26 protein-coding genes are annotated in these 26,543 nt (G+C 72.1%); 5 read left to right on the top strand and 21 right to left on the bottom strand.

All coding sequences use genetic code 11. The features are described from left to right. The first annotated feature begins 56 nt into the window (after positions 1 to 56). The gene (locus ACIQBL_RS42065) at positions 57 to 986 is read left to right on the top strand and encodes an LLM class F420-dependent oxidoreductase (RefSeq protein WP_401952543.1); all 930 of its coding nucleotides are present in this window, start codon (positions 57 to 59) and stop codon (positions 984 to 986) included. Positions 987 to 1,023: 37 nt separating this feature from the next. Here the strand turns inward: ACIQBL_RS42065 and ACIQBL_RS42060 are convergent, their stop codons facing one another. The 7 genes from ACIQBL_RS42060 to ACIQBL_RS42030 all read right to left on the bottom strand — a co-directional run bounded on the left by ACIQBL_RS42060 (position 1,024) and on the right by ACIQBL_RS42030 (position 9,192). Continuing rightward, positions 1,024 to 2,739, bottom strand: a complete 1,716-nt coding sequence (locus tag ACIQBL_RS42060; protein ID WP_401952540.1) for a flavin monoamine oxidase family protein — start codon at positions 2,737 to 2,739, stop codon at positions 1,024 to 1,026. A 47-nt stretch (positions 2,740 to 2,786) separates the two neighbouring features. After that, entirely contained in the window at positions 2,787 to 3,575 is a 789-nt protein-coding gene (locus tag ACIQBL_RS42055; RefSeq protein WP_401952538.1) for a carbon-nitrogen hydrolase family protein, read from the bottom strand. Between the two features lie 159 nt (positions 3,576 to 3,734). Continuing rightward, complete coding sequence (locus ACIQBL_RS42050; RefSeq protein WP_401952535.1) at positions 3,735 to 5,210, bottom strand: HAD-IA family hydrolase; 1,476 nt, start codon at positions 5,208 to 5,210, stop codon at positions 3,735 to 3,737. A gap of 42 nt (positions 5,211 to 5,252) precedes the next feature. Further along, a complete protein-coding gene (locus ACIQBL_RS42045; protein WP_401952533.1) occupies positions 5,253 to 6,332 on the bottom strand; it encodes an ABC transporter ATP-binding protein in 1,080 nt (359 codons plus the stop codon). Between the two features lie 3 nt (positions 6,333 to 6,335). Then, the gene (locus tag ACIQBL_RS42040) at positions 6,336 to 7,154 is read right to left on the bottom strand and encodes an ABC transporter permease (protein ID WP_401952530.1); all 819 of its coding nucleotides are present in this window, start codon (positions 7,152 to 7,154) and stop codon (positions 6,336 to 6,338) included. After that, positions 7,139 to 8,038, bottom strand: coding sequence for an ABC transporter permease (locus tag ACIQBL_RS42035; RefSeq protein WP_401952527.1), 900 nt, complete (start codon positions 8,036 to 8,038; stop codon positions 7,139 to 7,141). The genes ACIQBL_RS42040 and ACIQBL_RS42035 overlap by 16 nt, the downstream gene beginning before the upstream one ends. Beyond that, positions 8,035 to 9,192 (bottom strand): ABC transporter substrate-binding protein, encoded by a 1,158-nt coding sequence (locus ACIQBL_RS42030; RefSeq protein WP_401952524.1) that lies wholly within the window; start codon positions 9,190 to 9,192, stop codon positions 8,035 to 8,037. The genes ACIQBL_RS42035 and ACIQBL_RS42030 overlap by 4 nt, the downstream gene beginning before the upstream one ends. Before the next feature lie 212 nt (positions 9,193 to 9,404). Between ACIQBL_RS42030 and ACIQBL_RS42025 the strand changes: the two genes are divergently transcribed. After that, positions 9,405 to 10,145, top strand: coding sequence for a GntR family transcriptional regulator (locus ACIQBL_RS42025; RefSeq protein ID WP_401952521.1), 741 nt, complete (start codon positions 9,405 to 9,407; stop codon positions 10,143 to 10,145). 22 nt (positions 10,146 to 10,167) lie between these two features. Here ACIQBL_RS42025 and ACIQBL_RS42020 read toward each other — a convergent pair whose 3' ends face one another. From ACIQBL_RS42020 to ACIQBL_RS42000, 5 genes are all read right to left on the bottom strand, one after another. Beyond that, entirely contained in the window at positions 10,168 to 10,596 is a 429-nt protein-coding gene (locus ACIQBL_RS42020; protein ID WP_401952518.1) for a VOC family protein, read from the bottom strand. A gap of 77 nt (positions 10,597 to 10,673) precedes the next feature. Continuing rightward, positions 10,674 to 11,126, bottom strand: a complete 453-nt coding sequence (locus ACIQBL_RS42015; protein ID WP_401952515.1) for an Lrp/AsnC family transcriptional regulator — start codon at positions 11,124 to 11,126, stop codon at positions 10,674 to 10,676. 79 nt (positions 11,127 to 11,205) lie between these two features. Beyond that, entirely contained in the window at positions 11,206 to 11,601 is a 396-nt protein-coding gene (locus ACIQBL_RS42010; protein WP_043683388.1) for a hypothetical protein, read from the bottom strand. Between the two features lie 15 nt (positions 11,602 to 11,616). Beyond that, entirely contained in the window at positions 11,617 to 11,949 is a 333-nt protein-coding gene (locus ACIQBL_RS42005; protein WP_401952512.1) for a GNAT family N-acetyltransferase, read from the bottom strand. 89 nt (positions 11,950 to 12,038) lie between these two features. After that, a complete protein-coding gene (locus ACIQBL_RS42000) occupies positions 12,039 to 13,481 on the bottom strand; it encodes a GuaB1 family IMP dehydrogenase-related protein (protein WP_401952510.1) in 1,443 nt (480 codons plus the stop codon). 205 nt (positions 13,482 to 13,686) lie between these two features. On the opposite strand from ACIQBL_RS42000, the gene ACIQBL_RS41995 reads away from it, so the two are divergent. Further along, entirely contained in the window at positions 13,687 to 15,318 is a 1,632-nt protein-coding gene (locus ACIQBL_RS41995) for a hypothetical protein (protein WP_401952507.1), read from the top strand. A 12-nt stretch (positions 15,319 to 15,330) separates the two neighbouring features. Here the strand turns inward: ACIQBL_RS41995 and ACIQBL_RS41990 are convergent, their stop codons facing one another. The 5 genes from ACIQBL_RS41990 to rpe all read right to left on the bottom strand — a co-directional run bounded on the left by ACIQBL_RS41990 (position 15,331) and on the right by rpe (position 18,541). Beyond that, positions 15,331 to 15,942, bottom strand: coding sequence for a hypothetical protein (locus ACIQBL_RS41990; protein WP_401952505.1), 612 nt, complete (start codon positions 15,940 to 15,942; stop codon positions 15,331 to 15,333). A gap of 35 nt (positions 15,943 to 15,977) precedes the next feature. Then, positions 15,978 to 16,295, bottom strand: a complete 318-nt coding sequence (locus ACIQBL_RS41985) for a barstar family protein (RefSeq protein WP_401952503.1) — start codon at positions 16,293 to 16,295, stop codon at positions 15,978 to 15,980. Further along, a complete protein-coding gene (locus ACIQBL_RS41980) occupies positions 16,292 to 16,669 on the bottom strand; it encodes a ribonuclease domain-containing protein (RefSeq protein ID WP_401952500.1) in 378 nt (125 codons plus the stop codon). The genes ACIQBL_RS41985 and ACIQBL_RS41980 overlap by 4 nt, the downstream gene beginning before the upstream one ends. Before the next feature lie 60 nt (positions 16,670 to 16,729). Then, positions 16,730 to 17,776: a sugar-binding transcriptional regulator gene (locus ACIQBL_RS41975; RefSeq protein ID WP_401952497.1), complete on the bottom strand. Its 1,047-nt coding sequence runs from the start codon at positions 17,774 to 17,776 to the stop codon at positions 16,730 to 16,732. Between the two features lie 78 nt (positions 17,777 to 17,854). Then, entirely contained in the window at positions 17,855 to 18,541 is a 687-nt protein-coding gene (rpe, locus tag ACIQBL_RS41970; RefSeq protein ID WP_401952495.1) for a ribulose-phosphate 3-epimerase, read from the bottom strand. Positions 18,542 to 18,818: 277 nt separating this feature from the next. Between rpe and ACIQBL_RS41965 the strand changes: the two genes are divergently transcribed. After that, entirely contained in the window at positions 18,819 to 19,985 is a 1,167-nt protein-coding gene (locus ACIQBL_RS41965) for an alpha-hydroxy-acid oxidizing protein (RefSeq protein ID WP_401952492.1), read from the top strand. Positions 19,986 to 20,755: 770 nt separating this feature from the next. Here the strand turns inward: ACIQBL_RS41965 and ACIQBL_RS41960 are convergent. Then, positions 20,756 to 22,174 carry an RsmB/NOP family class I SAM-dependent RNA methyltransferase gene (locus ACIQBL_RS41960; RefSeq protein ID WP_401952490.1) on the bottom strand — a complete coding sequence of 473 codons (1,419 nt, stop codon included), beginning with the start codon at positions 22,172 to 22,174 and terminating at the stop codon, positions 20,756 to 20,758. A gap of 75 nt (positions 22,175 to 22,249) precedes the next feature. After that, positions 22,250 to 23,200 carry a methionyl-tRNA formyltransferase gene (gene fmt, locus ACIQBL_RS41955; protein WP_401952487.1) on the bottom strand — a complete coding sequence of 317 codons (951 nt, stop codon included), beginning with the start codon at positions 23,198 to 23,200 and terminating at the stop codon, positions 22,250 to 22,252. A gap of 255 nt (positions 23,201 to 23,455) precedes the next feature. Here fmt and ACIQBL_RS41950 point away from each other — a divergent pair, with 255 nt between their 5' ends. Beyond that, positions 23,456 to 24,007, top strand: a complete 552-nt coding sequence (locus tag ACIQBL_RS41950; RefSeq protein WP_401952484.1) for a hypothetical protein — start codon at positions 23,456 to 23,458, stop codon at positions 24,005 to 24,007. Positions 24,008 to 24,190: 183 nt separating this feature from the next. On the opposite strand, the gene ACIQBL_RS41945 is transcribed toward ACIQBL_RS41950, so the two are convergent. After that, complete coding sequence (locus tag ACIQBL_RS41945; RefSeq protein WP_401952482.1) at positions 24,191 to 26,338, bottom strand: primosomal protein N'; 2,148 nt, start codon at positions 26,336 to 26,338, stop codon at positions 24,191 to 24,193. After that, entirely contained in the window at positions 26,335 to 26,508 is a 174-nt protein-coding gene (locus ACIQBL_RS41940) for a hypothetical protein (RefSeq protein WP_401952479.1), read from the bottom strand. Before ACIQBL_RS41940 ends, ACIQBL_RS41945 begins: the two co-directional genes overlap by 4 nt. Positions 26,509 to 26,543 lie beyond the last annotated feature (35 nt).

Here is a 26,543-nt window from a genome sequence, read left to right as displayed (position 1 = left end):
CCCCTTGTGATCGCCTTACGTTGACGGGACCCACCCGAATACGAAGGAGTACCGGAATGACGACTCGGCTCGGCCTCGGCCTTCCCCAGATGCGGCAGTACACGATCGGCACGGACGTTCCGGACGTGGCCCGCACCGCCGAGCAGATCGGCTACGACAGCCTGTGGGTCTTCGAGCGGGCCCTCTTCCCGGAGCCCGCCACCCAGGGGCTGTACGGCATTCCGGGCCTCCCCTGGCCGGACTCGTACCGGAACGTGGCCGAACCCCTGGTCACCCTCGCCCTCGCCGCCGCGGCCACCGAGCGGGCGGAGCTGGGCAGCAGCGTGCTGGTGGCGCCGCTGCACACCCCTTTCCAGCTGGCCAAGTCCCTGGCCACGCTGGACGCGGCGAGCGGCGGCCGGGTGATCGCGGGCCTGGGCACCGGCTGGTCGCTCGACGAGTACGCCGCCGCCGGTATCCGGCCATTCGAGGAGCGCGGCAAGGTGCTCGACGAGCTGATCGAGGTGTGCCGGGCGGTCTGGGGCCCCGACCCGGTGACGTACGACGGGCAGTTGACGAAGATCGCCTCCGCCGTGGTCGGTCCCAAGCCCGCCCGGCCGATCCCGATCATGCTGGCCGCGGGAAACAAGAAGGCCCAGCGACGACTGGTCGACCACGCCGACGGCTGGCTGCCGGTGGGCATGGGACCGGATCAACTCGCCGCCCAGTGGCGGGAGTTGCAGGACCTGGCGGCCGAGCGCGGCCGTACCGAACCGATCCGGACAGTGGTACGGGTCAACACCGTGTACACGGCAAAGCCGTATGACGGACCGGACCGCCAGCCGTTCCAGGGCAGCACCGACCAGATCGTCGAGGATCTGGTGGCCCACGCGGCGGTCGGCCTGGAGGAGATCCTGATCGACCTCCAGACCACCCCGCGGGACGCCCAGGAACTCAAGGAGGTCGCCGCCGAGGTGTACGAGAAGGCACGGGCGGCCGGGGTCTGAACTCCGGCCGGCTCACCTCCGGCCGACTGAACTCCCGTCAGTCCTCGGGGAGTTCGACCGGGGCGAGGTCGTCGTAGACGTCCCCCGGCCCGGGGTTGGTCGGGTCGGTCGTGCCGCCGAGCTGGTGCATGACGCCCCAGACCGCGTTCAGCGCGGTCTGGACGGCGCCCTCGGCCCAGCCGGCCGTCCAGGAGATGTCGTCACCGGCGAGGAAGACGCCCCGCTTGTCCGCGGGCAGCCGGTCCTGCATGAAGTGGGTGAACAGGCGCCGCTGGTAGCGGTAGTGGCCGGGCAGGTTGGCCTTGAACGCGCCCATGAAGTAGGGCTCGTTCTCCCAGGAGACGGTCACCGGGTTGCCGATGACGTGCTTCCTGATGTCGACCTTCGGGTAGATCTCGCCGAGCGACTTCAGCATGACCTCCATCCGCTCGTTCGCGGACAGCGGCAGCCACTTGAGGCTGTCGTCGCACCAGGTGTACGAGAGGCAGATGACGGCCGGCTTGTCGGGGCCGTCGTCGAGGAGGTAAGTCCCGCGCGTCATACGGTCGGTGAGGGTCATCGACATGACGTCCCGGCCGGTCGGATTTCCCCTGTCGTCGGCGGCCTTGTCGAGCCAGAACGGCCGGTCGACGGGCACGAACAGCTTCGAGGACTCCATGTAGTGGGTGCGCTCGATCGCGGTCCAGTGGTCGATCGGGAAGAGCGAGTCGTCGCAGGCGATCTTCGAGAGCAGCATCCAGGACTGGGCGGTGAAGATCGCCGCCTGGTAGGTGCGGATGTCGCCGTTGGCGTCGGTGACGGTGATCCGGTTGCCGGCCGTGCGGTCCAGCCGGGTCACGGCCGGGCGGGGTTCGCCGCCCACGTGCAGGGACGCCAGCGAGGTGCCGTAGGGCCAGTGGACGATCTTCTCCGGCTCGCGGTCCCAGAGGCGGAGCGGGAGTTGCTGGGAGCCGCCGACGATGCCGCGGTGGTGGTCGTCGGCCTCGGTGTAGACGACGCGCAGGATTTCGAGGATCGAGTTGGGGAAGTCGGTGTCCCAGCCGCCCGTGCCGAAGCCGACCTGGCCGAAGATCTCGCGGTGCCGGAAGGACTTGAAGGACTCCGAGTCGCAGAGGAAGCCGTAGAAGGTCTGGTTGTCGAGTTTCTCGACGAGCTTCGACCAGATCTCGCGGATGCGCGGGACGTCGCGTTCGCGCATGGCGCGGTTCATGTCGGAGAAGTCCGCGCCCTCTTCGAGGCAGGTGTTCCAGGCGTGCATCACGTCGCGGTAGACCTGCGGGAGGTCGTCGACGGTGGTCGCGTAGTGCGACTCGCCCTTGAGGTCGACGACGGTCGAAGGGGTCGCCTCCGCAAGGGGGTTGGGGAATGGCCTGGTCTCAAGTCCCACCAGGTCGATGTAGTGCTGGAGGGCGGTGGAGGAGGGCGGGAAGCGCATCGCGCCCATCTCGGCGGTCAGTTCCTCGGTGCCGGCGCCCTCGAAGCCGACGGTGCGCAGCCGGCCGCCGATCCGGTCGGCCTCGTAGACGACGGGCTTGAGGCCCATCTTCATCAGCTCGTAGGCGGCCACGATGCCGGACAACCCGCCGCCGATCACCGCGACTTCGGTGCCGTGCCCGGTCGCCGGTATCTGGCCGAGGCCCGCCGGGTGGGCGAGGAAGTCGTCGTACGCGTAGGGGAAGTCCGGCCCGAACATGGTGATCGGCGGCTGCCGCTCGTCGGCGTGCTGGACGGCGTTGGGCACCGTGGACGTCATGGGGTACGGACTCCTTGCGACAAAGCTTTCAGGGGAAGACAGGGGATTCAGGCGAGGGACCCGTAGAGGCCGGGGCGCCGGTCCGTCAGATACGGGTTCGCCGCACGGGAGTCGGCGAGCAGCTCCGGGTCCACGTCCGTGAGGAGGAGTTCCTCGCCGCGGCCCGCGCGGATGCGGGCGACTCCGTCGGGGCCGGCGAGTGTGGAGAGGCCGTAGAAGTCGAACTCCCCTTCCTGGCCGATGCGGTTGACGTACGCCACGTACATCTGGTTCTCCCAGGCGCGCACCGGGACGAGTGACTCCGCGACGAACTGGAACGGGTGCATGTTCGCCGTCGGGACGAGGAGCAGGTCGGTGCCGGCGAGGGCGTGGGCGCGGACGGGCTCCGGGAACTCGACGTCGTAGCAGATCATCAGGCCGATGGTCAGGCCGTCCAACTCGGCCTGGACGACCGGCTGTTCGCCGGGGGTGAAGTGGGCGCGCTCGAAGTCGCCGAAGAGGTGGGTCTTGCGGTAGTTCGCGAGGCGGGTGCCGTCGGCGGAGATCAGCTGGGCCGCGTTGTACACGCTGTCGCCGTCGCGCTCCGGGTAGCCGTAGGCGATCGCGAGTCCGTGGCGGCCGGCGATCTCGGCGACCGTGTCGGCGGAGTCGCCGTCGGCGGGTTCGGCGAGGCGGCCGATGTCGTCGCCGATCGCGTACCCGGTGAGGAACATCTCCGGCGCGGCGAGCAGCCCGGCGCCGCCGGCCGCGGCCCGGCCCGCGGCCTCGTCGAGGACCTTGAGGTTCTCGACGAGGGAGCCGGGACGGCCGGAGCTCTGGAGCAGGGCGGTGCGCATGTGTGGTCCTCACCGGTACGAAAAGGTTGAAGAGCCACCTATCGGGGCCCACCTAGACGGTACGACCGAGGGACGGGACCGGACAAGAAGGAGCCGTTGCGCGCCGGTGAGCGGTTCGTTGCGTGCGGGTGGGGTGCGGCGGCGATTCGTTGCGTGTCCCTACGGCCGGGGCAGGGCGAAGACCGTGAGGACGGCCGCGTGGTCGGAGGGCCAGCAGTTCGCGGACACGTCGGGCCAGGGGCTCGGGGTGCCGGTGACGAACGTGCGGGAGTCGAGCACGGTCAGCCCTCTGTGCAGGACGTAGTCGATGCGGTCCTGCGGCTCGGGGCGTCCGCTGCCGTCCTCGTGCAGGGGGTGGATCGGCGACCAGGTGTGACCGGGGGCGGCGGCCGGGTCCGGGTGGACTTCGCGGTAGCTGTCGCGCAGGCCGGCGTCCTGCGCCGCCTTCGTCACCGGCCATTCCACGTCCGGCCGGTCCAGGTGCGAGGGGCTGTTGAAATCGCCGACGAGGACTACGGGTACGGCGTCCTCGGCCACCTCCGCGATCCGGCCGAGGGTGTCCCGCATCTGGGCGAGCCGTACCTTCTCGTGGGCGATCAGGTCGGCGGCCGGGAGCCCGTCGAAGGCGGATTCGTAGGGGCCGTAGGGCGTGTAGTCGAGGTGGCAGGTCCACAGGTCGATCTCGTGGCCCTCGGCGACGGCGATCCGTACCCCGGCGGCTCCGTAGAAGCCGACGTCCGGGTCGCCGAAACGGGCGGTGATCGGGTGGCGGCTGATGACGCCGAGGTTCTCGCCCGCGCGGTGGTGGTGCCAGCCGAGCGCCTCGGCGAGTTCCCCGGCGGCGGTGCCGCCCGTCTCCTGGAGGCCGACCACGTCGGCGCCGGTCTCCGCGATGGCCTTGAGCTGCTTGGTCCGGTGGTCGTCGACCTTGCTGCCGCCGAGCCAGAGGTTCCAGGTCAACACGCGTAGCTCGTACGGCGATTCGTGTGCCACCATCGCGCGCAGGTCCGCCGGGGTCACCCCGACCAGGCTCGCCCGGACCGTCCGGCCGGGGGCCGTGTCGATCGGGGCCAGCGACGGTACGGCGAGGACCGCGCAGCCGGCCGCCTCGGCGGAGCTGACGCCGGTCTGGGTGTCCTCGACGGCCACGCAGGCCGCCGGGTCGACGCCGAGGGCGCGGCAGGCGGCGAGGTAGGGGTCCGGGGCGGGCTTGGTGGGCCCGGTGTCGTCGGCGGTGACGGAGACGGCGAAGCGGCTCGCGCCGAGGGCGTCGAGGACGGTGTCGGCGACCGCGCGGGGGGACGCGGTGACCAGGGCGGTGGGGACGCCGTCGCGGGCGAGGGCGTCGAGGAGGTCGAGCGCGCCGGGGCGGGGCACGATGCCGGTGCGGACGCGGACGGCGAACTCCCGGTGCAGTTCGGCCGCGAGGTCCGTCGCCGACGCGCCCGTGGTCGTGGCGAGCCAGTCGGCGGTGTGCTCGACCGGGCGGCCGAGCACCTCCGGCTGGTCCGCCTCGGTCAGGGTTCTGCCCGCGACCTGCTCCACCGCCTCCCACCACAGCCGCTCGGTGTCGACGAGCGTGCCGTCCATGTCGAACAGGACGGCCTGGAGCGGGAGTTGGGTGTGGGGGGTCACGTCTCTCTCTTTCACTGCGGGTTCACAACGGGCCCGTGGGCCCTACGGGTTGACGCGCTCTGCCACGAGTACCGGCCGCTCCGGCAGCGACACGCGTACGGCGACTCCGGCGCCCAGGGTGGTGGCCTCGTGCGTGGGGAGGTCGGCCTTGACCTCGGTGCCGTCGCCGAGCCGTACGGTGACACGGACGACCGCGCCCAGGAAAGCCGTGCCGACGACACGCGCGTCTCCGGCGTCGTCGGCGTTCACGTGGATCGCCTCGGGCCGTACGAGCACGTCGACTTCGGGTCCGGCCGGCGCCTCACCGTCGACCGGCAGCCGCTGGCCGAGTACTTCGACGACCCCGTCCTTGAGGTGCCCCGGGAGCCGGCTCATCGTGCCGACGAACTCGGCGACGAACGCGGTCGCGGGGCGGCCGTACAACTCGGCCGGTGCGGCGCACTGTTCGAGTTTTCCGGCACGCATCACGGCGACCCGGTCGGCGATGGACAGTGCCTCTTCCTGATCGTGCGTCACGAACAGTGTGGTGATGCCGAGTTCCTGCTGGAGGCGGCGGATCTCCTCGCGCAGGTTGAGGCGCACCTTGGCGTCGAGCGCCGACAGCGGTTCGTCCAGGAGCAGCACGCGCGGGCGCAGGGCGAGCGCGCGGGCCAGCGCGACGCGCTGCTGCTGGCCGCCGGAGAGCTGGTGCGGGAAGCGCTCGCCCTTGTCCCCGAGCCCGACGAGGTCGAGCAACTCGGCCGCGCGGGACCGTCGTTCGGCCGTGCCCACCTTGCGCATGCGCAGGCCGAAGGCGACGTTGTCGAGGGCGTTGAGATGCGGGAAGAGGCTGTACGACTGGAAGACCATCCCGGCGTCGCGGCGGTGGGCGGGGACGCCGGTGACGTCCTTGCCGTCCACCAACACCTCGCCGGAGGTGGGGTGTTCGAAGCCGGCGAGCATGCGCAGCGCGGTGGTCTTGCCGCAGCCGGAGGGGCCGAGCAGGGCCAGGAACTCGCCGGGCCGGACGGTCAGGTCGAGTCCGTCGAGGGCGACCGTGGGGCCGAACTCCCGGCGCAGGCCCCGGAATTCGACGGTGGCGGCGTTCTCCGTGGCGGTCTTCTCAAGCGTGGTGGCGGTCATGGTTCATCCCCGGGACGAAGCGGTTTTGTCGCGCCCGCCGACACCGGCGAGCGTGAGGAGGAGTGCCCAGGTGACGACCAGGCTGAGCACGGAGACGGCGACGGAGAGCTGGGCGTTGGACCCGCCGACGCTGTAGATCCACACGGCGAAGGGCTGGAAGCCGAGCAGTTGGGCCACGGTGAACTCGCCGAGCACCAGCGCCAGCGTGAGGAAGGACGCGTTGAGCAACGCCCCGCGCAGGTTGGGCAGTACGGCCCGCACCAGCGCCTGCGGCCAGCCGGCGCCGCAGCTGCGGGCGGCCTCGACGAGCGTCTTCACGTCGATGGCCCGGAGCCCGGAGTCCAGCGCCCGGTACACGAACGGCAGCGCCATCACGACGTAGGCGAGGACGAGCACGAAGGGGAAGCTCGGGTTCTGGATGGCGACGAAGGTCTCGAACAGCGGGGTGCGGGACAGGTAGTCGGGGCCCCACTTGAGGACCGTGGCGATACCCGCGACGAACGCGATCGGCGGCACCACCAGTGGCAGCGAGCAGATCACCTCGACGACCGGGCGCAGCCGGGGCGCGCCGAGCCGTAGCGCGACCATGGCGGGGACCATCAGGAGCAGGACGACGGCGATGGTGGCGGCGGCGAGTTCCAGCGAGAGCACCAGGCTGGAGGTGAAGCCGTCGGCGGAGACGATCTGGGTGTAGGCGTCGAAGGTGACGCCCTGGCCGGGCACGTCGACCGTGAAGATCACGGACGCGGCGAGCGGCACCAGGAAGTACAGGGCGGCGAGGCCGAGGACGACCCACCGCCAGGGGTTCAGGCGTCCAGCCATCGCGCGCTCCGTCGTTGCAGGGGCAGGTAGACGGCCATGACCAGGCCCGCGATCAGGACCATGTCGAGGCTGAGGGCGAGGGCCACGTTCTCCTGGCCGACCAGCACATTGCCGGAGATGGCGTCGGCGATCTGGAGGGTGACCAGCGGGATGGAACTGCCCACCATGGCCGCTGCGGTGGCGTACGCGGCGAAGGCGCTGCCGAAGAGCAGGACGAATCCGCCGAGCAGGGAGGGCGCGAGGACGGGCAGGGCGACGTGCCGCCAGTACTGGACGCCGGTGGCGCCGTTGTTCTGGGCGGCCTCGCGCCACTGGGTGCGCAGGCCCTCAAGCGCCGGGGTGATGGTGAGGACCATCAGCGGGATGAGGAAGTACAGGTAGACGATGACCAGGCCCCAGAAGCTGTAGAGGTCCCAGCCCTTGTCCTTCAGGCCCAGGTGGGTGGTCAGCACACCGGCGTTGCCGAGCGTGGCGACGAACGCGAAGGCGAGGGGGACCCCGCCGAAGTTGGCGAGGACGCCGGACGCGGTGAGCACGGCCTCGCGCAGCGCGCGGAACCGGGAGGTGACGACGACCTGCGCGAGCGGCAGCCCGAGCAGCGTGCCGAGGGCACCCGAGATCGCGGACAGCTTGACGCTGCCGACCAGCGCGGTGAGATAGGCGCCCTGGAGCGAGTCGGTCAGGTTGGCGGTGCTGTACGAAGTGGCGCCCGTTGTCTGGTTCTTGACGGTGAAGGCGCCGTTCAGCATCGCGAGGGCGGGCACCCCGAAGGCGACCGCGACGAACACCAGCAGCGGGACCACGGCGATCCAGCCGGGGACGCGCCGCCGCCGCTTCGAGGAAGCGGCGGCGACCACGTCGGCCCGCGTGAGCGTGGCCGTCATCCGGAGACGGCCTTCGCCCAGCCCTGCGCGATGACGGTCTTGGCCTTGCTCTGCTGGGCCTCGGTCGGGAAGGACGGCGTACCGGAGACCTTGGGGAGCTTGGCGGCGGCGGTCTTGTCGAGCGTGCCGGCCGCCTCCATGGACGTCATGAGCGCCGGACGCGCGTACCCCTTGAGCCACAGGTTCTGGCCCTCGGCGCTGTACAGGTACTCCTGCCACAGGCGGGCCGCCGCCGGGTGCGGGGCGTCCTTGTTGATGGCCTGCGAGTAGTACTGCGCGTACTGGCCGTCGCTCGGGATGGAGACCTTCCAGTCGAGGCCCTTGGACTTGAACTCGTCGGCGTAACCGGCGTTGAGGTAGTCCCAGTCGATGGAGATGGGCGTCTCGCCCTTCTCGACGGTGGCCGGGGTCGACTCGACGGGCGTGTAGTTGCCGTTCTTCTTCAGCTTGGCGAAGAAGTCCAGGCCGGGCTGGATGTCGTCGAAGGAGCCCTTGTTGGCGAGCGCCGCCGCGTACACGCCGCCGAAGGCCGAACCCGACTTGGTGGGGTTGCCGTTGAGGGCGACCTGGCCCTTGTACTGCGGCTTGAGCAGGTCCGCGAAGGTCGTCGGACAGGTCTTGACGCGCTTGGCGTCGCAGCCGATGGAGATGTAGCCGCCGTAGTCGTTGAACCACTGCCCCTTCGGGTCCTTCTGGCCCTCGGGGATCTGGTCGAAGGAGGCGACCTTGTACGGCGCGAGCAGGCCCTGCTGGGCGGCGCTGAGCGCGAAGGAGGAGCCGAGGTCGAGGACGTCGGGCGCGCGGTCCTGGCCCTTCCTCGACGTCACGGCGTTGATCTCGTCCTGGCTGGAGCCGTCCGGGTTCTCGTCCGTGATCTTGATGCCGTACTTCTTGGTGAAGCCGTCGATGAGGGCGCCGTAGTTGGCCCAGTCACGGGGCACCGCGATGATGTGCAGCGCGCCCTCCTTCTTGGCGGCCTTCACCAGGGCGTCCATGCCGCCGAAGTCGGCGGCGGAGGCGGCGGTCGCGGCGTTCTTGCCGTCGGCGGTGGTCGACGAGTTGGTGGGAGCGGCGCCGCAGGCGCTGAGGGCGAGCGCGGCGACGACGGCGAGGGAACCACCCAGGACGGCGTTTCTCGGCGGGGACACGGTCACGGTCTCTCCAGGGGTGCGCACGAGGGTTAGAGCAGAGCGGAGAACTTGTCTGAACAAGTTGGCCTCAGTACGCCCGCCAATGGTGTCTTGTTCGTAAACATTGGCGAAACCGTGACCCCCTATTCCCTGCACACTCCCGGCTGACACGGATCACCGGGGGAACTCGACTACGCTGCTCACGCTGTGCACAGTGACCGACTCAGAGGGGAAGCATGACGGCGCGACACGAGGAGATCGCCGACGAGCTGCGAAAAGCCATCGACCGCGAGGAGTACACAGTCGGCAGCCGGCTGCCCGCGGAGACGGACCTCGCGGCCCAGTACGGCGTCTCGCGTGGCACGGTCCGCCAGGCCGTCGCCGCCCTCACCGCCGAGGGGCTGATCGGCTCCCGTCAGGGCGCCCGCCGGGTGGTGCTGGCCAGCCGCCGCAGCCAGAGCTTCGCCGAGCTGCGCAGCTTCGCCGAGTGGGCGCGCGCGATGGAGCGCGAGGCGACCGGACACGTGGTCGAGCAGGCGTACCGCCCGGCCACGGCCGAGGACGCCGTACGCCTCCAACTCCCCGAGAACACCCCGGTGTTGCACGTCCTGCGGGTCCGCGGACTGGACGGCGAGCCGGTCCTCCTGGAGCGGACGGTGTACGCCGACTGGATCTCCCCCGCCGTCGAGGCGATCGAGCCCGACTGCCCCTCGGTCACCCAACGCCTGTACGACGACACGGGGTTGGTCTTCGCCTACGGCGAGCACGTCATCGACGCGGTCGCCGCGGGCGCGCAGGACGCGGAGTTGCTGGGCATCCGCCGGACCAGCCCGCTGCTGCGGGTCCGCCGGGTCACGACCACCCGCGAAGGACGCCCTGTCGAGTGGTCGGACGACCGCTACCGCTCGGACGCGGTGAGTTTCAGCGTGCACAACTCGATAGGGAACAACGCGCTGGCACGCAAGACGGCGGAGTGAGCGCAGGGTCTTTGGGTGGGGCTCAACCGGCCGCCACGCAGAACTCGTTGCCCTCGGGATCGGCCATCACCACATGGTGTCCGTCGAACTCCGTGAGCACCCGGCCGCCCGCCTCCACCAGCCGCTCGGCCTCGGCTCTGATCGCGGCCCATCTCCCGTCCGGTCCGCCCCGCACGGGCACCCGGATGTCCAGGTGCAGCCGGTTCTTGGCGGTCTTGGGCTCGGGGACCTTCAGGAGGGACAGGCGCGGCCCGACGCCGTCGGGGTCGCAGAGCCACGCGCCGTCGCCCTCGGCGCCGTCGTCCTCCGGGTCGTAGTGGGCGATCCACTCGGCACGCGTGGCGAAGGGCGCGGGCGGTGGCTCGTCGACGTAGCCGAGGGCCGTCTTCCAGAACGCGGCGAGGAGCGGGGCGTCGTCGCAGTCGAGGGTGAGATCGATTCGTGCTGCCATGCCCCCGACCGTACGGCGCGGCACTGACAATCGGCCCTGCGCGCCTGAGTCGCACCTGCGTCGCGCCTGCGTCGCGCTTATGTGGGCGAGCCGGACGAGAAGCGGCGCAGCAGCGGGGACAGCACCAGAACGGACTTGGTCCGTTCCACGAACGGCTCCCCCGCGATCCGCTCCAGCACCCGCTCGAAGTGGCGCATGTCGGCGGCGAAGACCTGGACGACCGCGTCCGCGTCGCCGGTGACGGTGGACGCGGCCACGACCTCCTGGTAGCGCTCCAGGCCCCGCCGGATGGTGTCCGGGGAGGTGTTGTGCCGGCAGTAGATCTCGACGAACCCCTCGGTCTCCCAGCCGAGCGCCGACGGGTCGACCCGAACGGTGAAGCCGGTGATGGCGCCGGTGGCCCGCAGCCGGTCCACGCGCCGTTTCACGGCGGGCGCGGACAGGCCGACCAGCTGCCCGATGTCCGCGAAGGAGCGGCGGGCGTCCTCGGCGAGGGCGTGCACGATGCGTTCGTCGAGTTGGTTCAGCACGATGGGTCGATCACTTCTCGGGCGGTGTGGGTGGTGCCGGTCGGGAGCGGCGGTGGCCGTGTACGAAGTAGAACATGGTTCAGCCCTCGTCCGGCTCCCCCGCGAGGGCCCGTGCCTCGGCCACGTCGCCCTCGTCGAAGCCCATCCGCCCGGGCTGCCCGAAGGCCTCCGCCTGTGCGTCGATCCAGCGGGTGTGCGCCTCCCACGCGGCCTGCTTGCTCATGCCGAGCGCGGCCCCGATCTGCGTCCAGGAGGCACCGGCCTCACGGGCCGCGCGGACGGTGAGCTGACGGCCGTAGGCCGCCTTGCGGGCGACTACCTCGCTCAGGGCGAGCAGCTCCAGCATCTCGGTGCGGTCGAGGGCCTCGGCGTCGCTGCCGAAGCCGGCGAGGGACTCGCGGGTGCGGAGGTGGTCGAGGCGGGCGACGGCGGTGAGGAGGGTGTGCTCGGGTTCGATGCTCTGGGGTGTCGTCATGGGTTCAGCGTTGCGTCAGGCCCCCTTGACGTCAAGGGGGCCTGACGGCAGTTCCTTGGCGAGGAAGGTGCAGGGGTCCACGCACTCGCGGATCACCCCGTCGCGGCCCGCGTACGACCAGCGGTCCACGCAGTCCGTCAGGCGCCGGTAGCCGAGCCTCGCGTAGAGGGCCGCGGCCCTCGGGTTGTCGGCCGCGACGCCCAGGCCGACGACGGTACGGCCGTGGTCCCGGGCCAGTTCCTCGGCACGCCGGATCAGCGCGCCGCCGATGCTGCGCGAGCGCAGTCGCGGGGGCCAGACGGCGAGACCGTTGCTCTCCGGGCAGCCGCGCACGGCGGCCCGGACCACCGGGGCCGCGCAGAGTGGCCCGGACCACCGGGGCCGCGCACCCGCCCCGGATCACCTCCGCGTGCCCGACCAGCCGGAAAGGAAGTTGCTCAGCTCCAGCTGGCGTGCAGCGGCTTGCCCTCCGCGTAGCCGGCCGCGCTCTGGATGCCGACGATGGCCTGCTCGGCGAACTCCTCCAGGGAGGCGGCGCCGGCGTAGGTGCAGGAGGAGCGGACGCCCGCGATGATCGAGTCGATCAGGTCCTCGACGCCCGGGCGGGCCGGGTCGAGGAACATGCGGGAGGTGGAGATGCCCTCCTCGAACAGCGCCTTGCGGGCGCGGTCGTAGGCCGACTCGTCCGACGTGCGGTTGCGGACCGCGCGCGCGGACGCCATGCCGAACGACTCCTTGTAGAGGCGCCCGTTGGCGTCCTGCTGGAGGTCGCCCGGCGACTCGTACGTCCCCGCGAACCACGAGCCGATCATGACGTTGGACGCGCCGGCCGCCAGGGCCATCGCCACATCGCGCGGGTGCCGGACACCGCCGTCGGCCCACACGTGCTTGCCGTACTTCTTCGCCTCGGCGGCGCACTCCATGACCGCCGAGAACTGCGGGCGGCCGACGCCGGTCATCATGCGGGTGGTGCACATCGCGCCGGGGCCGACGCCGACCTTGATGATGTCGGCGCCCGCGTCGATGAGGTCCTTGACACCCTCGGCGGCGACGATGTTGCCGGCCACGATCGGTACCCGCGGATCGAGGGCCCGCACCTGCCTGATCGCGCTGATCATCGACTCCTGGTGGCCGTGGGCCGTGTCGATGACGAGCGTGTCCACGCCCGCGTCCAGCAACTGCTTGGCCTTCTGGACGAAGTCGCCGTTGATGCCGACGGCGGCGGCGATCCGCAGCTTGCCGTCCGCGTCGACAGCGGGCGAGTACAGCGTGGCGCGCAGGGCGCCCTTGCGGGTGAGGATGCCGGCCAGCTTGCCGTCCTTGTCGACGGCGGGGGCATAGCGGCGGTTGGCGCCGTCCAGCTTGTTGAACGCCTCGCGCGGGTCGATGTCAGCGTCGAGCAGCAGCAGGTCCCGGGACATGACCTCGGCGAGCTGCGTGAAGCGGTCCACCCCGGTGAGGTCGGCGTCGGTGACGACACCGACGGGCCGCTGGTCCTCGTCCACGACGACACCCGCGTTGTGCGCGCGCTTGGGCAGCAGGGCCAGCGCGTCGGCGACGGTCTGGTGCGGGGCCAGCCGGATCGGGGTGTCCAGGACGAGGTGGCGGCTCTTCACCCAGGCGACGACCTCGGTGACGACCTCGATCGGGATGTCCTGCGGGATGACCACGAGCCCGCCGCGCCGGGCCAGCGTCTCGGCCATGCGCCGCCCGGCGATGGCGGTCATGTTGGCGACGACCAGCGGGATCGTGGTGCCCGTGCCGTCCGGGGAGCTGAGGTCCACGCCCTGACGCGAGCCGACCGCGCTGCGGCGCGGCACCATGAAGACGTCGTCGTACGTCAGGTCGTACGGGGGCTGGATGTCGTTGAGGAAACGCACGTGCCGCACATCCCAGTCGATCGAGGTGACCCCCGGACAGGTCAGCCAGGGGGAAGAGCACGTACTTCATTGTCCCATGTCGGGCGGAATGCCAAGCCTCGGATCATTGTCCAAGCAGGCCGACGGCCTCCCTGGAGGAACGCCCGAACGAACCGGTGATTCATTTGTGGGCAACCTTCGGGACACCTCTGCTGTCGAACCGTGCATGACATCCCACCGCACGGTGTTCGGCGCGGCGCTCGCTGCCGCGGCGCTCGCCCTGGCACCCGGATCGGCCGCCGTGGCCGCCGGTCCGTCCCCGCTTCCGACCCAGGCCTACGCGACGATCAGCGCCGAGCCACAGCTCAACGTGGGGGCGGCGGCACAGTCGGCCACCGTGAGCTGGAGCTTCGGGGACGGCGGTGCGCAGGTCCCGCTGCCCACGAACATCTCTCTCGTCATCGACGCACGTGACCTGGCGGGCGTCGCGAGCCTCACGGTCGCCGATCCGCGCTGCACGGCCGACGGGCGGGTCTTCACCTGCGTCAACAAGGACGTCTACCAGCAGGAGTCGGTCGACTTCACCCTCCGCGCGGCCACCGGCGCCGTCCTCGGCGACAGCGGCGCCCTCAAGTACGCCGTCACCGCCGACCACGGCACCGGCGCCACCGCGCGGACCAAGGTGGTCGTCGGCGTCCCGAACCTGGTCGTCGGCAAGGTCCCGGACGTCACGCACGCCAAGGTCGGGTCCCGGATCGGCCTTCCGCTCCGGCTCCGCAACACCGGCGACCTGGCCACCGACCGGCGCATCATGCTTCGTTGGGAGTCGGTGGGCGGTCTGGTCTTCGACCGGAAGTTCTCGAACTGCATGTACGGCATCGGCGACGACCTCGTCGAACCCGGCAACCAGTCGTCCGTCACCTGCGTCTTCACGGCCCCGGTGGCCGCCGGCGCCACCGTGGAGCTGAGCAGCCCGCTGACCGCCACGGTCGGCGCCCACGTCCTGACCGCCGTGACCGACTACTCGGCCGAACTGCTGAAGCCCGGCGAGCAACCCGGCGGCGGCTCCGACCGGGGCACCGGGCCGGCACTCGCCCTGGTGCCCGCGTCCGGAGCGGGGGACGGCTTCGAGAGCGGTGCCACGGGCCGGGTCACCGTCTCGGCCGACAGCTCCGCCGACCTCGCCGCCACGGCGGCCGTGAAACCCGGCCGCGAGACGGGCGCATGGACCCTGGAGCTCAACGCCGTGGACCACGGTCCGGCCTCCGTGTTCAGCGCGGACAACAAGGCCGTCGCCCTCGTCGACGTCGTCCTGCCCCAGGGCACGGTCGCGACCGGCAACGCCTTCGAGGAGGGGGAGGACGGCCCCTACGGCGAATGCCTCCTCTGGGTCAGCAGCACGCAGACGGCTCCCTTCAAGGCGGGCCACCGGCACTACGTGTGCCCCGTGCCGCACGGTCTCGCCGCCGGCAAGAGCCAGCTCTTCGTGCTGTGGGGCAAGGCCACCAAGGACTACGACGGCGCCAAGGGCACGGCGACCGTGCTCCCCGGCCCGGCCGGCATCCCGCTCCACGACCCGAACGCGGCCAACGACAGCGTCACGTTCGCCCTGGACACATCGACCGCGTCACCGACGTCGGGCACGTCCGGAACGTCACCCACGCCGGGCACATCGCCCGCATCGGGAGCATCGGGCGGCGCCGCGTCGGCCACACCGACCGCGGAGGCATCCTCGGGCGGCACACTGCCCCACACCGGCACGGGCCCCCTGGCACTCGTCGCCACCGCGGCGGCCGGAGCCGCGCTGCTGGGCTCGGCAGCCCTGGTCGTCGCCCGCCGCGGGCGCCGCTCCCGCTGAGCGGCGGCCGGATCAGTACAGGAAGCGGTGCAGCGGAGCCGACTCCGTCAGCAGCATCGTGAGCCGGTGGGCGAGGCGCTGCCACGCCTCGTCCTGCCCGTAGCCGAGTCTCACGTCCTCGCCGTCGGCCGCCTCGATCGCCGCGAAGAGGGTGGCCGTGTCGGCGTCGGGCGTGAGGTCCACCAGGGACAGCACCCGCGCCAGCGCGCCGACCAGACCGACGGCGGTCTTCTCCGGGGTCAGGACGGTGCCGCGGACGGCGGCCACGACGCCCGAGGGGTCGGGCAGGTCCGGCGGTGCCACGAGGAGCCCGGACAGCTCGCGCAGCAGGGCGTACAGCAAGTCCGTGTCCTCCGTGGGGAGTTCGACGATGCGCAGGCCCTCGTGTTCCCAACGGCCGTTCGGCGTCCACACCTTGGGGCCCCGCGCCACCGCGTCGGCGAGTGTCTCCCGCACCCGCCGGAAGGCCGCGAGCCCGTCCGCGAAGAGCGCATGCCCACTCGCCCCGCCGGCGGTCTCGGCCAGGGGCGCCAGCAAGTGTTCCTCCACCCGGTCGCACTGCGCGTCGAGGTCCGGGTCCACGACCACGAGACGGACGGACGTGCGCTGCTCCTGTTGCTCCATACCGAACACTCTGCCAGCCGCCTCGGACAATCGGGCTAGCGGCCGAGTCCGCCGAGCGCGAGCACCACCGAGAGGTTCGGCGTGCCGTCGACCGCGTCACCGAAGACGTCGACGGCGGTCTCCCACTCGTCCGGCCGGGCCTTGGCGTACGACTGCCAGTTCCGTACGACGACCAGCAGCCCCCGCTCCACGGCGCCGTCGGGCCACACCGTGTGGTCGCCGAGGCTGTCGGCGAGGGCGTCCCAGTTGCGGCCGAACCAGTCGGGCAGGGACAGCGCGCGGGCACAGCGGTCCATCAGGCCGGCCTTGTCCGTGACCCCGTCGAGGTCCAGCGTGACCGCGAGCTGTGTCATCTCAGTACCGTCCTGAACGACTTGTAGTGATCATCGGTGTAGTAGATCTCGCCGCCCTGCCCGGTGACAATGCGCCGGGCCCCGCGATCGCGCGAGCCCGGCGTCCTGACGGTGTATTCGTGGTAGTAGCCGCGCTTTTGCTGGGGCAGCAGCTTCTCGTAGTTCCCGAAGACGACCCCGTCCTTGGCGTACGGGAAGGGGCCGCCCCGATCGATGAGGGCGAGCGTCCGCCGTGCCTCGGCGGGGAGTTGGGACGCCTTGACGGTGCCCGTACCGCCGCTCGTACCGCCGCTCGTGTCCGCGGACGAACAGCCGACCGGCAGCAGCAGGGCGAGACAGACGAGGAGCACTCGGGAGACGGACCGCAGCAGCATGCGCCCGATGCTGCCACGGCCGCCCCTTCATGACCTGCTGTCAGGGCCCCTCGGATCCCTTCAGATCCCGTCGGGGTCCGTCCGGCTGAGCGCCGACTTCGGCGACGCCCCGGCCGTCATCAGATAGTCCGCCGCCGCGGTGTCCGTCACCAGGCTGGTGACCAGACCGGACCGCAGCACCGCGTCGATCGCCGCCGCCTTCCGCTGCCCGCCCGCGATCGCGACGACCTCGGGGATACGGCGCAGCTGGTCCGCCTTGACGGTGATGCACCGCTCGCCCAGGTCCCGGCCGACCCGGCGGCCCTCGGCGTCGAAGAGGTGCGCGGACGTCTCGGCGGCGACACCGAGGGACGAGTAGTGCGCCCGCTCCTCGTCGCTGAGCATGTCGTAGACCGTCGAGATGCCCGGCTCCCAGGAGCCGATGGAGACACAGGCGACCGTGACCTTGTCGAAGTACTCGAAGGCCCGGGCGATCCCCGTCTGGTGGCGCAGCGCCTCCGCGGTGGCGGCGTCCGGCAGCAGCATCGGCGCGTAGATGGGGTGGGCGTCGCCGCCCGACACCTGCGCGGCCCGCCGTACGGCCTCGACCGAGCCGCGCTCGGCGGTCCCGGCGTCGTACACACCCGTCAGCTGGACCACCGTGCAGGGCGGCAGCCGGTCGAGGGCCGCCGCCATGTGGATGGTGGACCGGCCCCACGCGAGGCCGAGCACATCGCCCTCGTTGACCAGCTCGCCGAGCAGGTCGGCCGCGACCTCCCCGAGGTTCTCGGGGTCGGGCGACTCCTCGCTGACCTCGGCCGGGGACTCGACCACGACGGCGTGCCTCAGGCCGTACCGGGCGCGCAGCGCGTCCGAGCGCTCCGCGTCCAGCTCGGCCGGTACTCGGATCTCGATGCGTACGAGATCCCGTTCGAGGGCGGTCTCCAGGACCCGGGCCACCTTGAAGCGGCTGACGCCGAACTCCTCCGCGATCTGGATCTTGGACTTGCCCTCGAGGTAGAAGCGGCGGGCCATGGCCGCCGCCTGCACCAGCTCTGCGGGTCCCATCCGCATGGCTGACCGGCCCGCCGACATACCCGACACGGCGTTCTCCTCACTGCTGTTCACACTCTGGGTTCGCCGTTCATCCTCGCAGATCCGGCGTACTTGATCAGCCTTGATGGCCGCCGTTCACATACCTGCCGCTCAGTGGTCGCACGCCCAGGATGCCTTGCCGGTGGCCGTCTCCGCCTGCGTGCGCAGTGCACGTACCGCCTGGGCCGGGTCGGATGCCCCGTACACCGCCGAACCGGCGACGAACACGTCCGCGCCGGCCTCCGCGCAGCGCTCGATCGTGGAGGCCGAAACTCCGCCGTCGACCTGCAGCCACAGCTCCAGCCCGTGCTTCCTGATCAACTCACGGGTACGGCGGATCTTCGGCAGCATGATGTCGAGGAACGGCTGACCGCCGAAGCCCGGCTCCACGGTCATGATCAGCAGCATGTCGAGCTCGGGCAGCAGATCCTCGTACGGCTCGATGGGCGTCGCGGGCTTCAGCGCCATGGAGGCGCGGGCGCCCTTGGCCCGGATCTCCCGGGCGAGCCGCACCGGCGCGCCGGCCGCCTCCACGTGGAAGGTGACGGAGGAGGCACCCGCCTCGACGTACTGGGGCGCCCAGCGATCGGCGTCCTCGATCATCAGATGGCAGTCCAGCGGAATGTCCGTCGCCCGCGCCAGTGACTCTACGACCGGCACACCGAGCGTGAGGTTCGGGACGAAGTGGTTGTCCATGACGTCGACGTGGAGCCAGTCGGCGACCTCCACCGCCTTCGCCTCCTCGGCGAGACGGGCAAAGTCGGCGGACAGGATGCTGGGGTTGATCTGCACGGCCATGCCCCAAGCCTGCCATGCCCTCCAGGGGTTGGCCGCATCGGTCCGTCGAGGATGCGGTGCTTTGCCTGGTGCGGGTCCGCTGTGGCTGGTGCGGGTCCGCTGTGGCTGGGCGCGCAGTTCCCCGCGCCCCTTCGGGGCGCTGAGTGGGGCGGTGTGGAAGAGGCGGGCCCGATGTGAAAATCCCGTACTTCAGTGAGGTTCGGCAGCGCTCACCCGCGTCGAGCGGCGACGATCTCCCTCAGGCCGCGTGCGCGAGCGAAGAGGGAGATGAGATGCCATGGGACAACCCTTCGGCGCCTATCAGAACGAGATCTACCTGAACGGGCTCGGCGGCATCGTCCCGCCCTTCCCGATGGCCTTCGCGGAGCTGGAGGACCGGTCGCGCTCGGCGCTGCCGCCCTCCGTGTGGTCGTACGTCGCGGGCGGCGCCGGTGACGAACGTACCCAGCGGGCCAACGTGACCGCCTTCGACCACTGGGGTCTGGTCCCCCGTATGTTCGTCGGCGCGGCCGAACGCGACCTGTCCGTCGACCTGTTCGGGATGCGGCTGCCGTCCCCCGTGTTCATGGCACCGGTCGGTGTCATCGGTCTCTGCGCCCAGGACGGGCACGGCGACCTGGCGACCGCACGGGCCGCCGCGCGCACCGGCGTGCCGATGGTGGCCTCCACGCTGACGGTCGACCCGCTGGAGGAGGTCGCCGCCGAGTTCGGGGACACCCCGGGCCTCTTCCAGCTGTACACCCCCACCGACCGCGACCTCGCCGCGAGCCTCGTCCACCGGGCCGAGCAGGCCGGCTACAAGGGCATCGTGGTCACCCTGGACACCTGGGTCACCGGCTGGCGCCCCCGCGACCTGTCCACCGCCAACTTCCCCCAGCTGCGCGGCCATTGCCTCGCCAACTACACCGGCGACCCGGTCTTCCGCGCCCGCCTCGCCCGCACCCCGGAGGAGGACCCCCAGTCCGCGATCCTGCTCTGGACCCAGCTCTTCGGCAACCCTCTCACCTGGGACGACCTGCCCTGGCTGCGCTCCCTCACCACGCTCCCCCTCATCATCAAGGGCATCTGCCACCCCGAGGACGTACGCCGGGCCAAGGACGGCGGCGTGGACGGCGTCTACTGCTCGAACCACGGCGGCCGCCAGGCCAACGGCGGCCTCCCCGCCCTCGACGCGCTCCCGGCCGTGGTCGAGGCGGCGGACGGCCTCCCGGTCCTGTTCGACTCGGGCGTCCGCAGCGGCGCCGACATCGTCAAGGCGATCGCTCTGGGCGCCACCGCCGTGGGCATCGGCCGCCCGTACGCCTACGGCCTCGCCCTCGGCGGCACGGACGGCATCGTGCACGTCCTGCGCTCACTCCTCGCGGAGACGGACCTGATCATGGCCGTGGACGGATATCCGAGGCTCGCCGATCTCACGGCGGAGGCACTCCGGCGCGTGGTGTGACGGCCGGGTCGGAGTGGGCGGGGGGGGTGCAGGCACCTCAGGCAAGAGGAGGGGCGGCTTGCCCGACTGGGGCCGTCCACGAGGTCCGTAGGACCGGGGGCGAGACCGAGCGGGCGGCGGGGCGCGGGCGCCGGGCAGGCAGACGGGCAGGCGGGCGCCGGGCAGGCAGACGGGCGGGCGCCGGGCGGGCGGGCGGGCGCCGGGCAGGCAGGCGGGCAGGCGGGCGCCGGGCGGGCGGGCGGGCGGGCGCCGGGCAGGCAGGCGGGCAGGCGGGCGCCGGGCAGGCAGACGGGCGGGCGCCGGGCGGGCGGGCGGGCGGGCGCCGGGCAGGCAGGCGGGCAGGCGGGCAGGCGCGGGCGGGCGCAGGCGCCGGGCAGGCAGCCAGTCGGTCGGCCCGGCAGGCAGGCAGACAGGCAGTCGGTCGGTCGGCCCGGCGGGCAGTCGCTCAGGCGGTCAGCAGGCCGCAGGCCGCAGGCCGCAGGCCGCAGGCCGCAGGCCGCAGCGTGCTGCACCACCGCAGCGGTCGGCAGGCCGCTGCGCGCTGCGCGCTGCGCCACCCCGGCGATCAGCAGCCCCCGGAACCTCCGCACCACCCCGGCGGTCGGCAGTCCGTCATCGGAGCGGAGCGCAGCGCCGACGGCCCGACGGCAGTCCCTCCTCGGACCACCGCGCCGGACCACCGCGCCTCTCGGCCGGCGGCTCGCGCAGGACCTCGTCAGGTACGACCCGACCGGCCCGTTGCCGAGACTCCGACCACCGCGGACCGCAGGTCACCCGGTCCGGCGGATCAGCGCCAGATACATCGCGTCGGTCCCGTGCAGATGCGGCCACAGCTGTACGTCGGGACCCTCACCGAGTGCCGGGACGTCCGGCAACAGCGGCCGGGCGTCGATCAGTTCGGTGTGCGGGTACTGCTTGAGCACGTCGTCGACGACGGCGCGGGTCTCGGCGAGGTGCGGTGAGCAGGTCGCGTAGCCCACCACACCGCCGACGCGCACGGATTCGAGGGCGGTGCGCAGCAGGTCGCGCTGGAGGGGTGCGAATCCTTCGAGGTCCTCCGGGCGGCGCCGCCAGCGGGCCTCGGGGCGACGGCGCAGCGCGCCGAGTCCGGTGCAGGGCACGTCCATCAGGACGCGGTCGAAGCTGCCGGGCCGCCACGGCGGCCGGGTCCCGTCGGCGGTGACGACCTGGTACGGCCCGGGGTTCCCGGCGAGCGCCTTCGCCACGAGTCCGGCCCGGTGCGGCTGCTTCTCGGAGGCGAGGAGCATCGCCCCGCGCTCGGCGGCCAAGGCGGCGAGAAGCGCGGCCTTGCCCCCGGGGCCCGCACACCCGTCGAGCCACTTCTCGTCCGGCCCGTCGAGGGGCGCGTTCGCGAGGGCGAGCGCGACCAGCTGGCTGCCCTCGTCCTGGACGCCCGCCCGGCCCTCCTTCACGGCCGCCACGGCCCCGGGCTCGCCGCCCTCGCTGAGCCGCACGGCGTACGGCGACCAGCGCCCCGGCACCGCGGCCTCCTCGCGGAGCAGCTCCTCGGTGGTGGACCGGCCGGGCCGGGCGACCAGGGTCACCTCGGGCCGTTCGTTGTCGGCCTCCAACAGGTCCTCGATACCGGCACGTGGGCCGCCGAGCGAGTCCCACAGCGCGGAGACGACCCAGCGCGGGTGCGAGTGCACGATGGCGAGGTTGTCCTCGGGGTCGTCGTCGTAGGGCGGCGCGACCCGTTCGATCCAGGTGTCGAGGTCGTCCCGCGCGACCTTCCGCAGCACGGCGTTGACGAACTTGGCCCGTCCGTCGCCGAGGACGACCCGGGCGAGTTCCACGGAGGCGGACACGGCCGCGTGGCTCGGGATCCGGGTACCGAGCAGCTGGTGCACGCCGAGGCTGAGCACGTCCAGCACCGGCGGGTCGACCTCACGGAGCGGCCGGTCGACGCACGAGGCGATGATCGCGTCGTACGTCCCCTGCCGGCGCAGCGTCCCGTAGACCAGCTCGGTGGCGAGGGCCGCGTCCCGGGCGTCGAAGTCGCCCTTCTCGCGCGCCTTCCGCAGCAAGGGGGGCAGGACGAGGTTGGCGTACGCGTCCCGCTCGTCCACGGCCCTCAGCGCCTCGAAGGCGAGGATGCGGACGGGGTCCTTCTGCGGCCGACGGTAGGGCTTGCCGGGCTTACGGGGTCGCGGGGACTGCTCGCTCACGAAAAAGGTGCTCCGGATTTCTGGCCGATATGTGCACACAGCCTACGTCGCACCGGCGCACCCGCGCGCGGGACGTCACGCCCCGGGAGTCCCGAGGGCCCCTACGGTCTCCCCGGCACCGATCCGTGCCCCGCGCGCCCAGTCCGCCGCCCGCATCGGCTTCTTGCCCTGCGCCTGCACCCACAGCAGCTCGACGGCGTACGAACCGGTGCCCACGTACACGTTGTTCTTGCCGACGGACAGCTCCCCGGGCGCGAGGTCGGTCCGCTCCGGCACGGGCACGACGTGAATGAGCTTGAGCCGCTCGCCCCGGAAGACGGTCCAGGCCCCGGGCGCGGGCGTGCACCCACGCACCACCCGGTCCACGCGCAGAGCGGGAGCCGCCCACGTCACCTCCGCGTCCTCGACGTTGATCTTCGGGGCGAGGGTGATGCCGTCGTTCGGCTGCGGTACGGCCTTCAGGGTGCCGTCCTCGATGCCGTCCATGGTCGCGGCGAGCAGGCCCGAGCCGGCGAACGCGAGCCGGGTGAGCAGGTCGCCGCTGGTGTCGGTGGGGCGGATCTCCTCGGTGACGGTGCCGTAGACGGGCCCGGAGTCGAGTCCTTCCTCGATGAGGAAGGTGGAGGCGCCGGTGATCTCGTCACCGGACATGACGGAGTGCTGCACGGGGGCTGCGCCGCGCCAGGCGGGGAGCAGCGAGAAGTGCAGGTTGACCCAGCCGTGGGCGGGGATGTCGAGAGCGACGCGCGGCAGCAGGGCGCCGTAGGCGACGACGGGACAGCAGTCGGGTGCGATCTCCCGCAGCCGCTCCAGGAACTCCGGGTCGCGCGGTTTGACGGGCTTCAGCACCTCGATGCCCGCCTCCTCGGCCCGCTCGGCGACGGGACTCGCCACCAGCCTGCGCCCACGCCCGGCCGGCGCGTCGGGCCGCGTGACGACGGCGGCCACCTCGTGCCGCCCGGAGGCGATCAGGGCGTCCAGGGCGGGAACGGCGACCTCGGGGGTACCGGCGAAGACGAGCTTCATGGGAGGGTTCGGGCCTCTCGGGCGGAGGTGGACGGGCAGCGCACCAGTCTATGGCGCGTCCCGGCACCAGGTCGTGTCCGTCAACTCGCCGACGCCGTCAGCGCACACCGGTTCACCGGGGGCGTACGCATATGCCCTTACGCCCCCTTCGCGTGACCAGCGGAGCGCGCACGCGTTGGTCAAGAAAGAGTTGACCACTATGGGCCGCATTCGCGCGGCCCGATCCTTTTCAACGCCGGTTCGAGAGGCTTGTTCATGGCCGACCACGCAACCCACGACGCCCAGGCTCGGGCCAGCCTGCACTTGCTGGTGCGGGACATCGAGCGGGTCCGCCGGCAGGTGGACGCACTGCGCACGCTCACCGCCCAGCTGGGCAACGTCTACCGCCCGCGCCGCTCCGGCCCGTCCACGGGCTTCGTCGTCTACGGACGCGCTCCCGCCCCGACGGTCCGCCTCGCGCAGGAACTGCGGGACAGTGTCGAGACCCTGGTCACGGCCGCCGTGGACTTCGACCGCTCACTCGGTTTCTCGTGGGACGCGGTGGGCTCGGCCCTCGGGGTCACCAAGCAGGCCGTCCACCGCCGCTACGGCGCGCGCCGCGCCGCGACCCAGGCCGCGGCCGACGCCGAGCGCACGACCGAGGCGGCGACCTCCCGCCCGGTCACCGTGAACACGGGCCTCCCCACGATGCCCGCCCTGCCGACGGTCCCGGCGGCCCGCTCCATGCCGACCCAGCCCACAGCAGGCAGCCCCACCCTCCGCGACGAGGCCAGGCCCACGGCTTTCCCTGGCCCGCGCAACGGCTGACCCCACAACCGAACCGAACCTTGTCTGCCTCCCGGACGACGACCGGGAGGCAGCTGTATGTCCGAACCACTCACCGCCGGCCGCCGCCAACGGCGGGAATCCCGACGGCAAAGGTCCACTTCTCAACGGACGTTGACGCGCGGTGCGCGGGTGGGAGACGAGCCGAGGCCGAAGGCCGAGGCCTCACCCGATGTCCGGCGGATCGACACGCACCCGCACCACATCCCCCCCACCCCGAGCCATCCGAGCAGCCTGCGCAGCCTTCAACGCGGCAGCCAACGCACTCCCACTCCCCGGCCGCACCCGAATCAACGCCCGCTCCCACCGCTCCCCCACCGGCGGCCCCCCCACCCGCCGAGGCCCCCCCACCAAAGCAGCAGGCACCGGCACAGGCCCCAACACCTCGGCGTCAGAAGGCAGTTCAACGGCGGCGAGAAACTCCGCGACCGCCTCCGCCGCCCCGGCAACCGCAGCCATCCGGGACACCGGCGGAAACCCCAACTCCGCCCGCTCCGCCAGCTCCCGCACCGCATGCCCCACGGGATCCCACCGCACCAACGCCTGCACAGGCCGCAAGGTGGGTTCCGCGACCACGACCACGGTCCCCCCACCCCCCTGCGGCCGCACCAACGAACTCGCCGCGATCCACCGCCGCAACGCGTCCTCCCCGGCCCGCAGATCGGGCCGCCCGAGCATCGCCCACCCGTCCAGCAGCAACGCCGCCGCATACCCACCGTCGGCAACAGGCTCGGCCCCCGGCGTACTCACGACCAACGCAGGGGTCCCCGGCACCGTGTCGAGCACCTGCTCCCGCCCGGACGTCCGCACCGGCACCGCAGGAAACGCCCGCCCGAGTTCCTCAGCCGTCCGCCGCGCCCCCACCACCTGAGCCCGCAACCGAAACCCACCGCACTCGGGACAGTGCCAAGCGGCCTCCTCGACCCCGCACCACCCACACCGCAACACCCCCGCGTCCTGCCCCTCCAAGGGCCCCGCACAGTGCCGACACCGCGCGGCGGCCCGGCACTGGGCACAGGCCATCCGCGGCACATACCCCCGCCGAGGCACCTGCACGAGCACAGGCCCGTGCTTCAGCCCCTCCCGCACGGCCTGCCAGGCCAGCGTCGGCAACCGCGCGGCCCGAGCGGCCTCGTCCCGCGCCAAGTCCCCGTCCCCCACGGTCCGTACGAGCGGAGCGGCCCCCCGCACCTGCTCGCGCGAAGCGACCAACGGCCGCGCCCAACCGCTCTCCACAAGCTGCGCGGCCTCCACCGTGCAGCTCCAACTCCCCAGCAGGAAACCGCACTTGTCCAGCGCGGCCCGCAGCAGCAGCACCTCCCGCGCATGCGGCTGCGGCGCGTGCTGCTCGCTGTGGCTGTCGTCCCCGTCGTCCCAGATCACGACGAGCCCGAGGTCCTGAACGGGCGCGAACATCGCGGCCCGCGTCCCGACCACCGCGCGCACGGACCCCCGCCGCACGGCCAGCCACTGCCGGTACCGCTTCTCGGGCCCGGCGTCGGCGGTGAGCAGCGCATGCCGCCCCTCACCCAGCAGCGCCGTCAACGCGGCGTCGACCCGCCCGGCGGCCCGCCCGTCCGGTACGACGACGAGCGCCCCGCGCCCGGAGGCGAGCGTCGCGGCGACGGCCCGCGCGATCTCCTCGCTCCACTCGGGTCCCGGCAGCGCGTTCCACACCGCGCGCGGCGCGCCCCCCGAAGCCAGCGCCTCCAGGAACCCGGCCCCGCGTTCATAGCGCGCCCAGGACCCCACATCCGGCACCCCTGGCGGCGGCAGCGGCGCGGGCGACGGCTTCTGCTCGGCGCGCGCGCTGCGCGGCGGCACGGCCAGTTGCAGCACATCGGCGAGGCTTCCGGCATACCGGTCGGCGACGGCCCGGGCCAGCCCGAGCAGTTCCGCGCTCAGCACCGGTTCCGGCGACACGACCTGGGCCAGCGCGGCGAGCGGCCCGGAGTAGTCCGACTCGGCCAGCCGCTCGATCAGGAACCCGTCGATCAGCCCCCCGCCCTCGCGCCGCCCGTCCCGCACCCGGTGCCGCCCGGCCCCGAACCGCACCCGCACCCGCACCCCGGGCTGCGCGTCGGCGTCGAGTTCCTCGGGCACGGCGTAGTCGAAGTACCGGTCGAGATGCAGCACGCCTTTGTCGACCAGCACCCGCGCGACGGGCAACTCCCCGGCCAGCGCGGCCCCCCGCCACGTGCGCGGCTTGGCCTTCGGCACCTTCGCCTGCCGCACGCTCTCCCGGATCAGCGCAAGCTGCTCGGGCGGCGCACCCTCCGCGCCGCCGCCCCGTTCCCCGTTCTCGCTGCTCACGCCTGCATTCTTACCAAACGCGACTGACAACGGCCGCCGACCGCCGTACGCACGGTCGTCCAGCCCTCGGCGCGGAGCCGGACGACGAGCTGTTCCGCGACGGCCATGTCCTCGTCCGGGTCGCTGTCGCGGAACCGTCCCCCGGCCTCGGAGGCCGCGAACCCGAGCATGAAGGTGGACAGCAGCCGCTGGGCCCGCGGGATCC

This window comes from Streptomyces sp. NPDC088350, assembly GCF_044753545.1.
Lineage (GTDB): Bacteria > Actinomycetota > Actinomycetes > Streptomycetales > Streptomycetaceae > Streptomyces.
Note: the sequence above shows the minus strand (reverse complement) of the source record. Positions and strands in the feature narration are given on the sequence as shown.

Excerpts from the sequence above, each read along its gene's own strand:
- ACIQBL_RS41990 (WP_401952505.1), bottom strand. The coding sequence starts at position 15,942 with ATGGAGCAACAGGAGCAGCGCACGTCCGTCCGTCTCGTGGTCGTGGAC.
- ACIQBL_RS41985 (WP_401952503.1), bottom strand. The coding sequence starts at position 16,295 with ATGACACAGCTCGCGGTCACGCTGGACCTCGACGGGGTCACGGACAAG.
- fmt (WP_401952487.1), bottom strand. The coding sequence starts at position 23,200 with ATGAAGCTCGTCTTCGCCGGTACCCCCGAGGTCGCCGTTCCCGCCCTG.
- ACIQBL_RS41950 (WP_401952484.1), top strand. The coding sequence starts at position 23,456 with ATGGCCGACCACGCAACCCACGACGCCCAGGCTCGGGCCAGCCTGCAC.
- ACIQBL_RS41965 (WP_401952492.1), top strand. The coding sequence starts at position 18,819 with ATGGGACAACCCTTCGGCGCCTATCAGAACGAGATCTACCTGAACGGG.
- ACIQBL_RS42020 (WP_401952518.1), bottom strand. The coding sequence starts at position 10,596 with ATGGCAGCACGAATCGATCTCACCCTCGACTGCGACGACGCCCCGCTC.
- ACIQBL_RS42010 (WP_043683388.1), bottom strand. The coding sequence starts at position 11,601 with ATGACGACACCCCAGAGCATCGAACCCGAGCACACCCTCCTCACCGCC.
- ACIQBL_RS42045 (WP_401952533.1), bottom strand. The coding sequence starts at position 6,332 with ATGACCGCCACCACGCTTGAGAAGACCGCCACGGAGAACGCCGCCACC.
- ACIQBL_RS41940 (WP_401952479.1), bottom strand. The coding sequence starts at position 26,508 with ATGCTCGGGTTCGCGGCCTCCGAGGCCGGGGGACGGTTCCGCGACAGC.
- ACIQBL_RS42040 (WP_401952530.1), bottom strand. The coding sequence starts at position 7,154 with ATGGCTGGACGCCTGAACCCCTGGCGGTGGGTCGTCCTCGGCCTCGCC.
- ACIQBL_RS42060 (WP_401952540.1), bottom strand. The coding sequence starts at position 2,739 with ATGACGTCCACGGTGCCCAACGCCGTCCAGCACGCCGACGAGCGGCAG.
- ACIQBL_RS41995 (WP_401952507.1), top strand. The coding sequence starts at position 13,687 with ATGACATCCCACCGCACGGTGTTCGGCGCGGCGCTCGCTGCCGCGGCG.
- ACIQBL_RS42025 (WP_401952521.1), top strand. The coding sequence starts at position 9,405 with ATGACGGCGCGACACGAGGAGATCGCCGACGAGCTGCGAAAAGCCATC.
- rpe (WP_401952495.1), bottom strand. The coding sequence starts at position 18,541 with ATGGCCGTGCAGATCAACCCCAGCATCCTGTCCGCCGACTTTGCCCGT.
- ACIQBL_RS42055 (WP_401952538.1), bottom strand. The coding sequence starts at position 3,575 with ATGCGCACCGCCCTGCTCCAGAGCTCCGGCCGTCCCGGCTCCCTCGTC.
- ACIQBL_RS42065 (WP_401952543.1), top strand. The coding sequence starts at position 57 with ATGACGACTCGGCTCGGCCTCGGCCTTCCCCAGATGCGGCAGTACACG.
- ACIQBL_RS42035 (WP_401952527.1), bottom strand. The coding sequence starts at position 8,038 with ATGACGGCCACGCTCACGCGGGCCGACGTGGTCGCCGCCGCTTCCTCG.
- ACIQBL_RS41980 (WP_401952500.1), bottom strand. The coding sequence starts at position 16,669 with ATGCTGCTGCGGTCCGTCTCCCGAGTGCTCCTCGTCTGTCTCGCCCTG.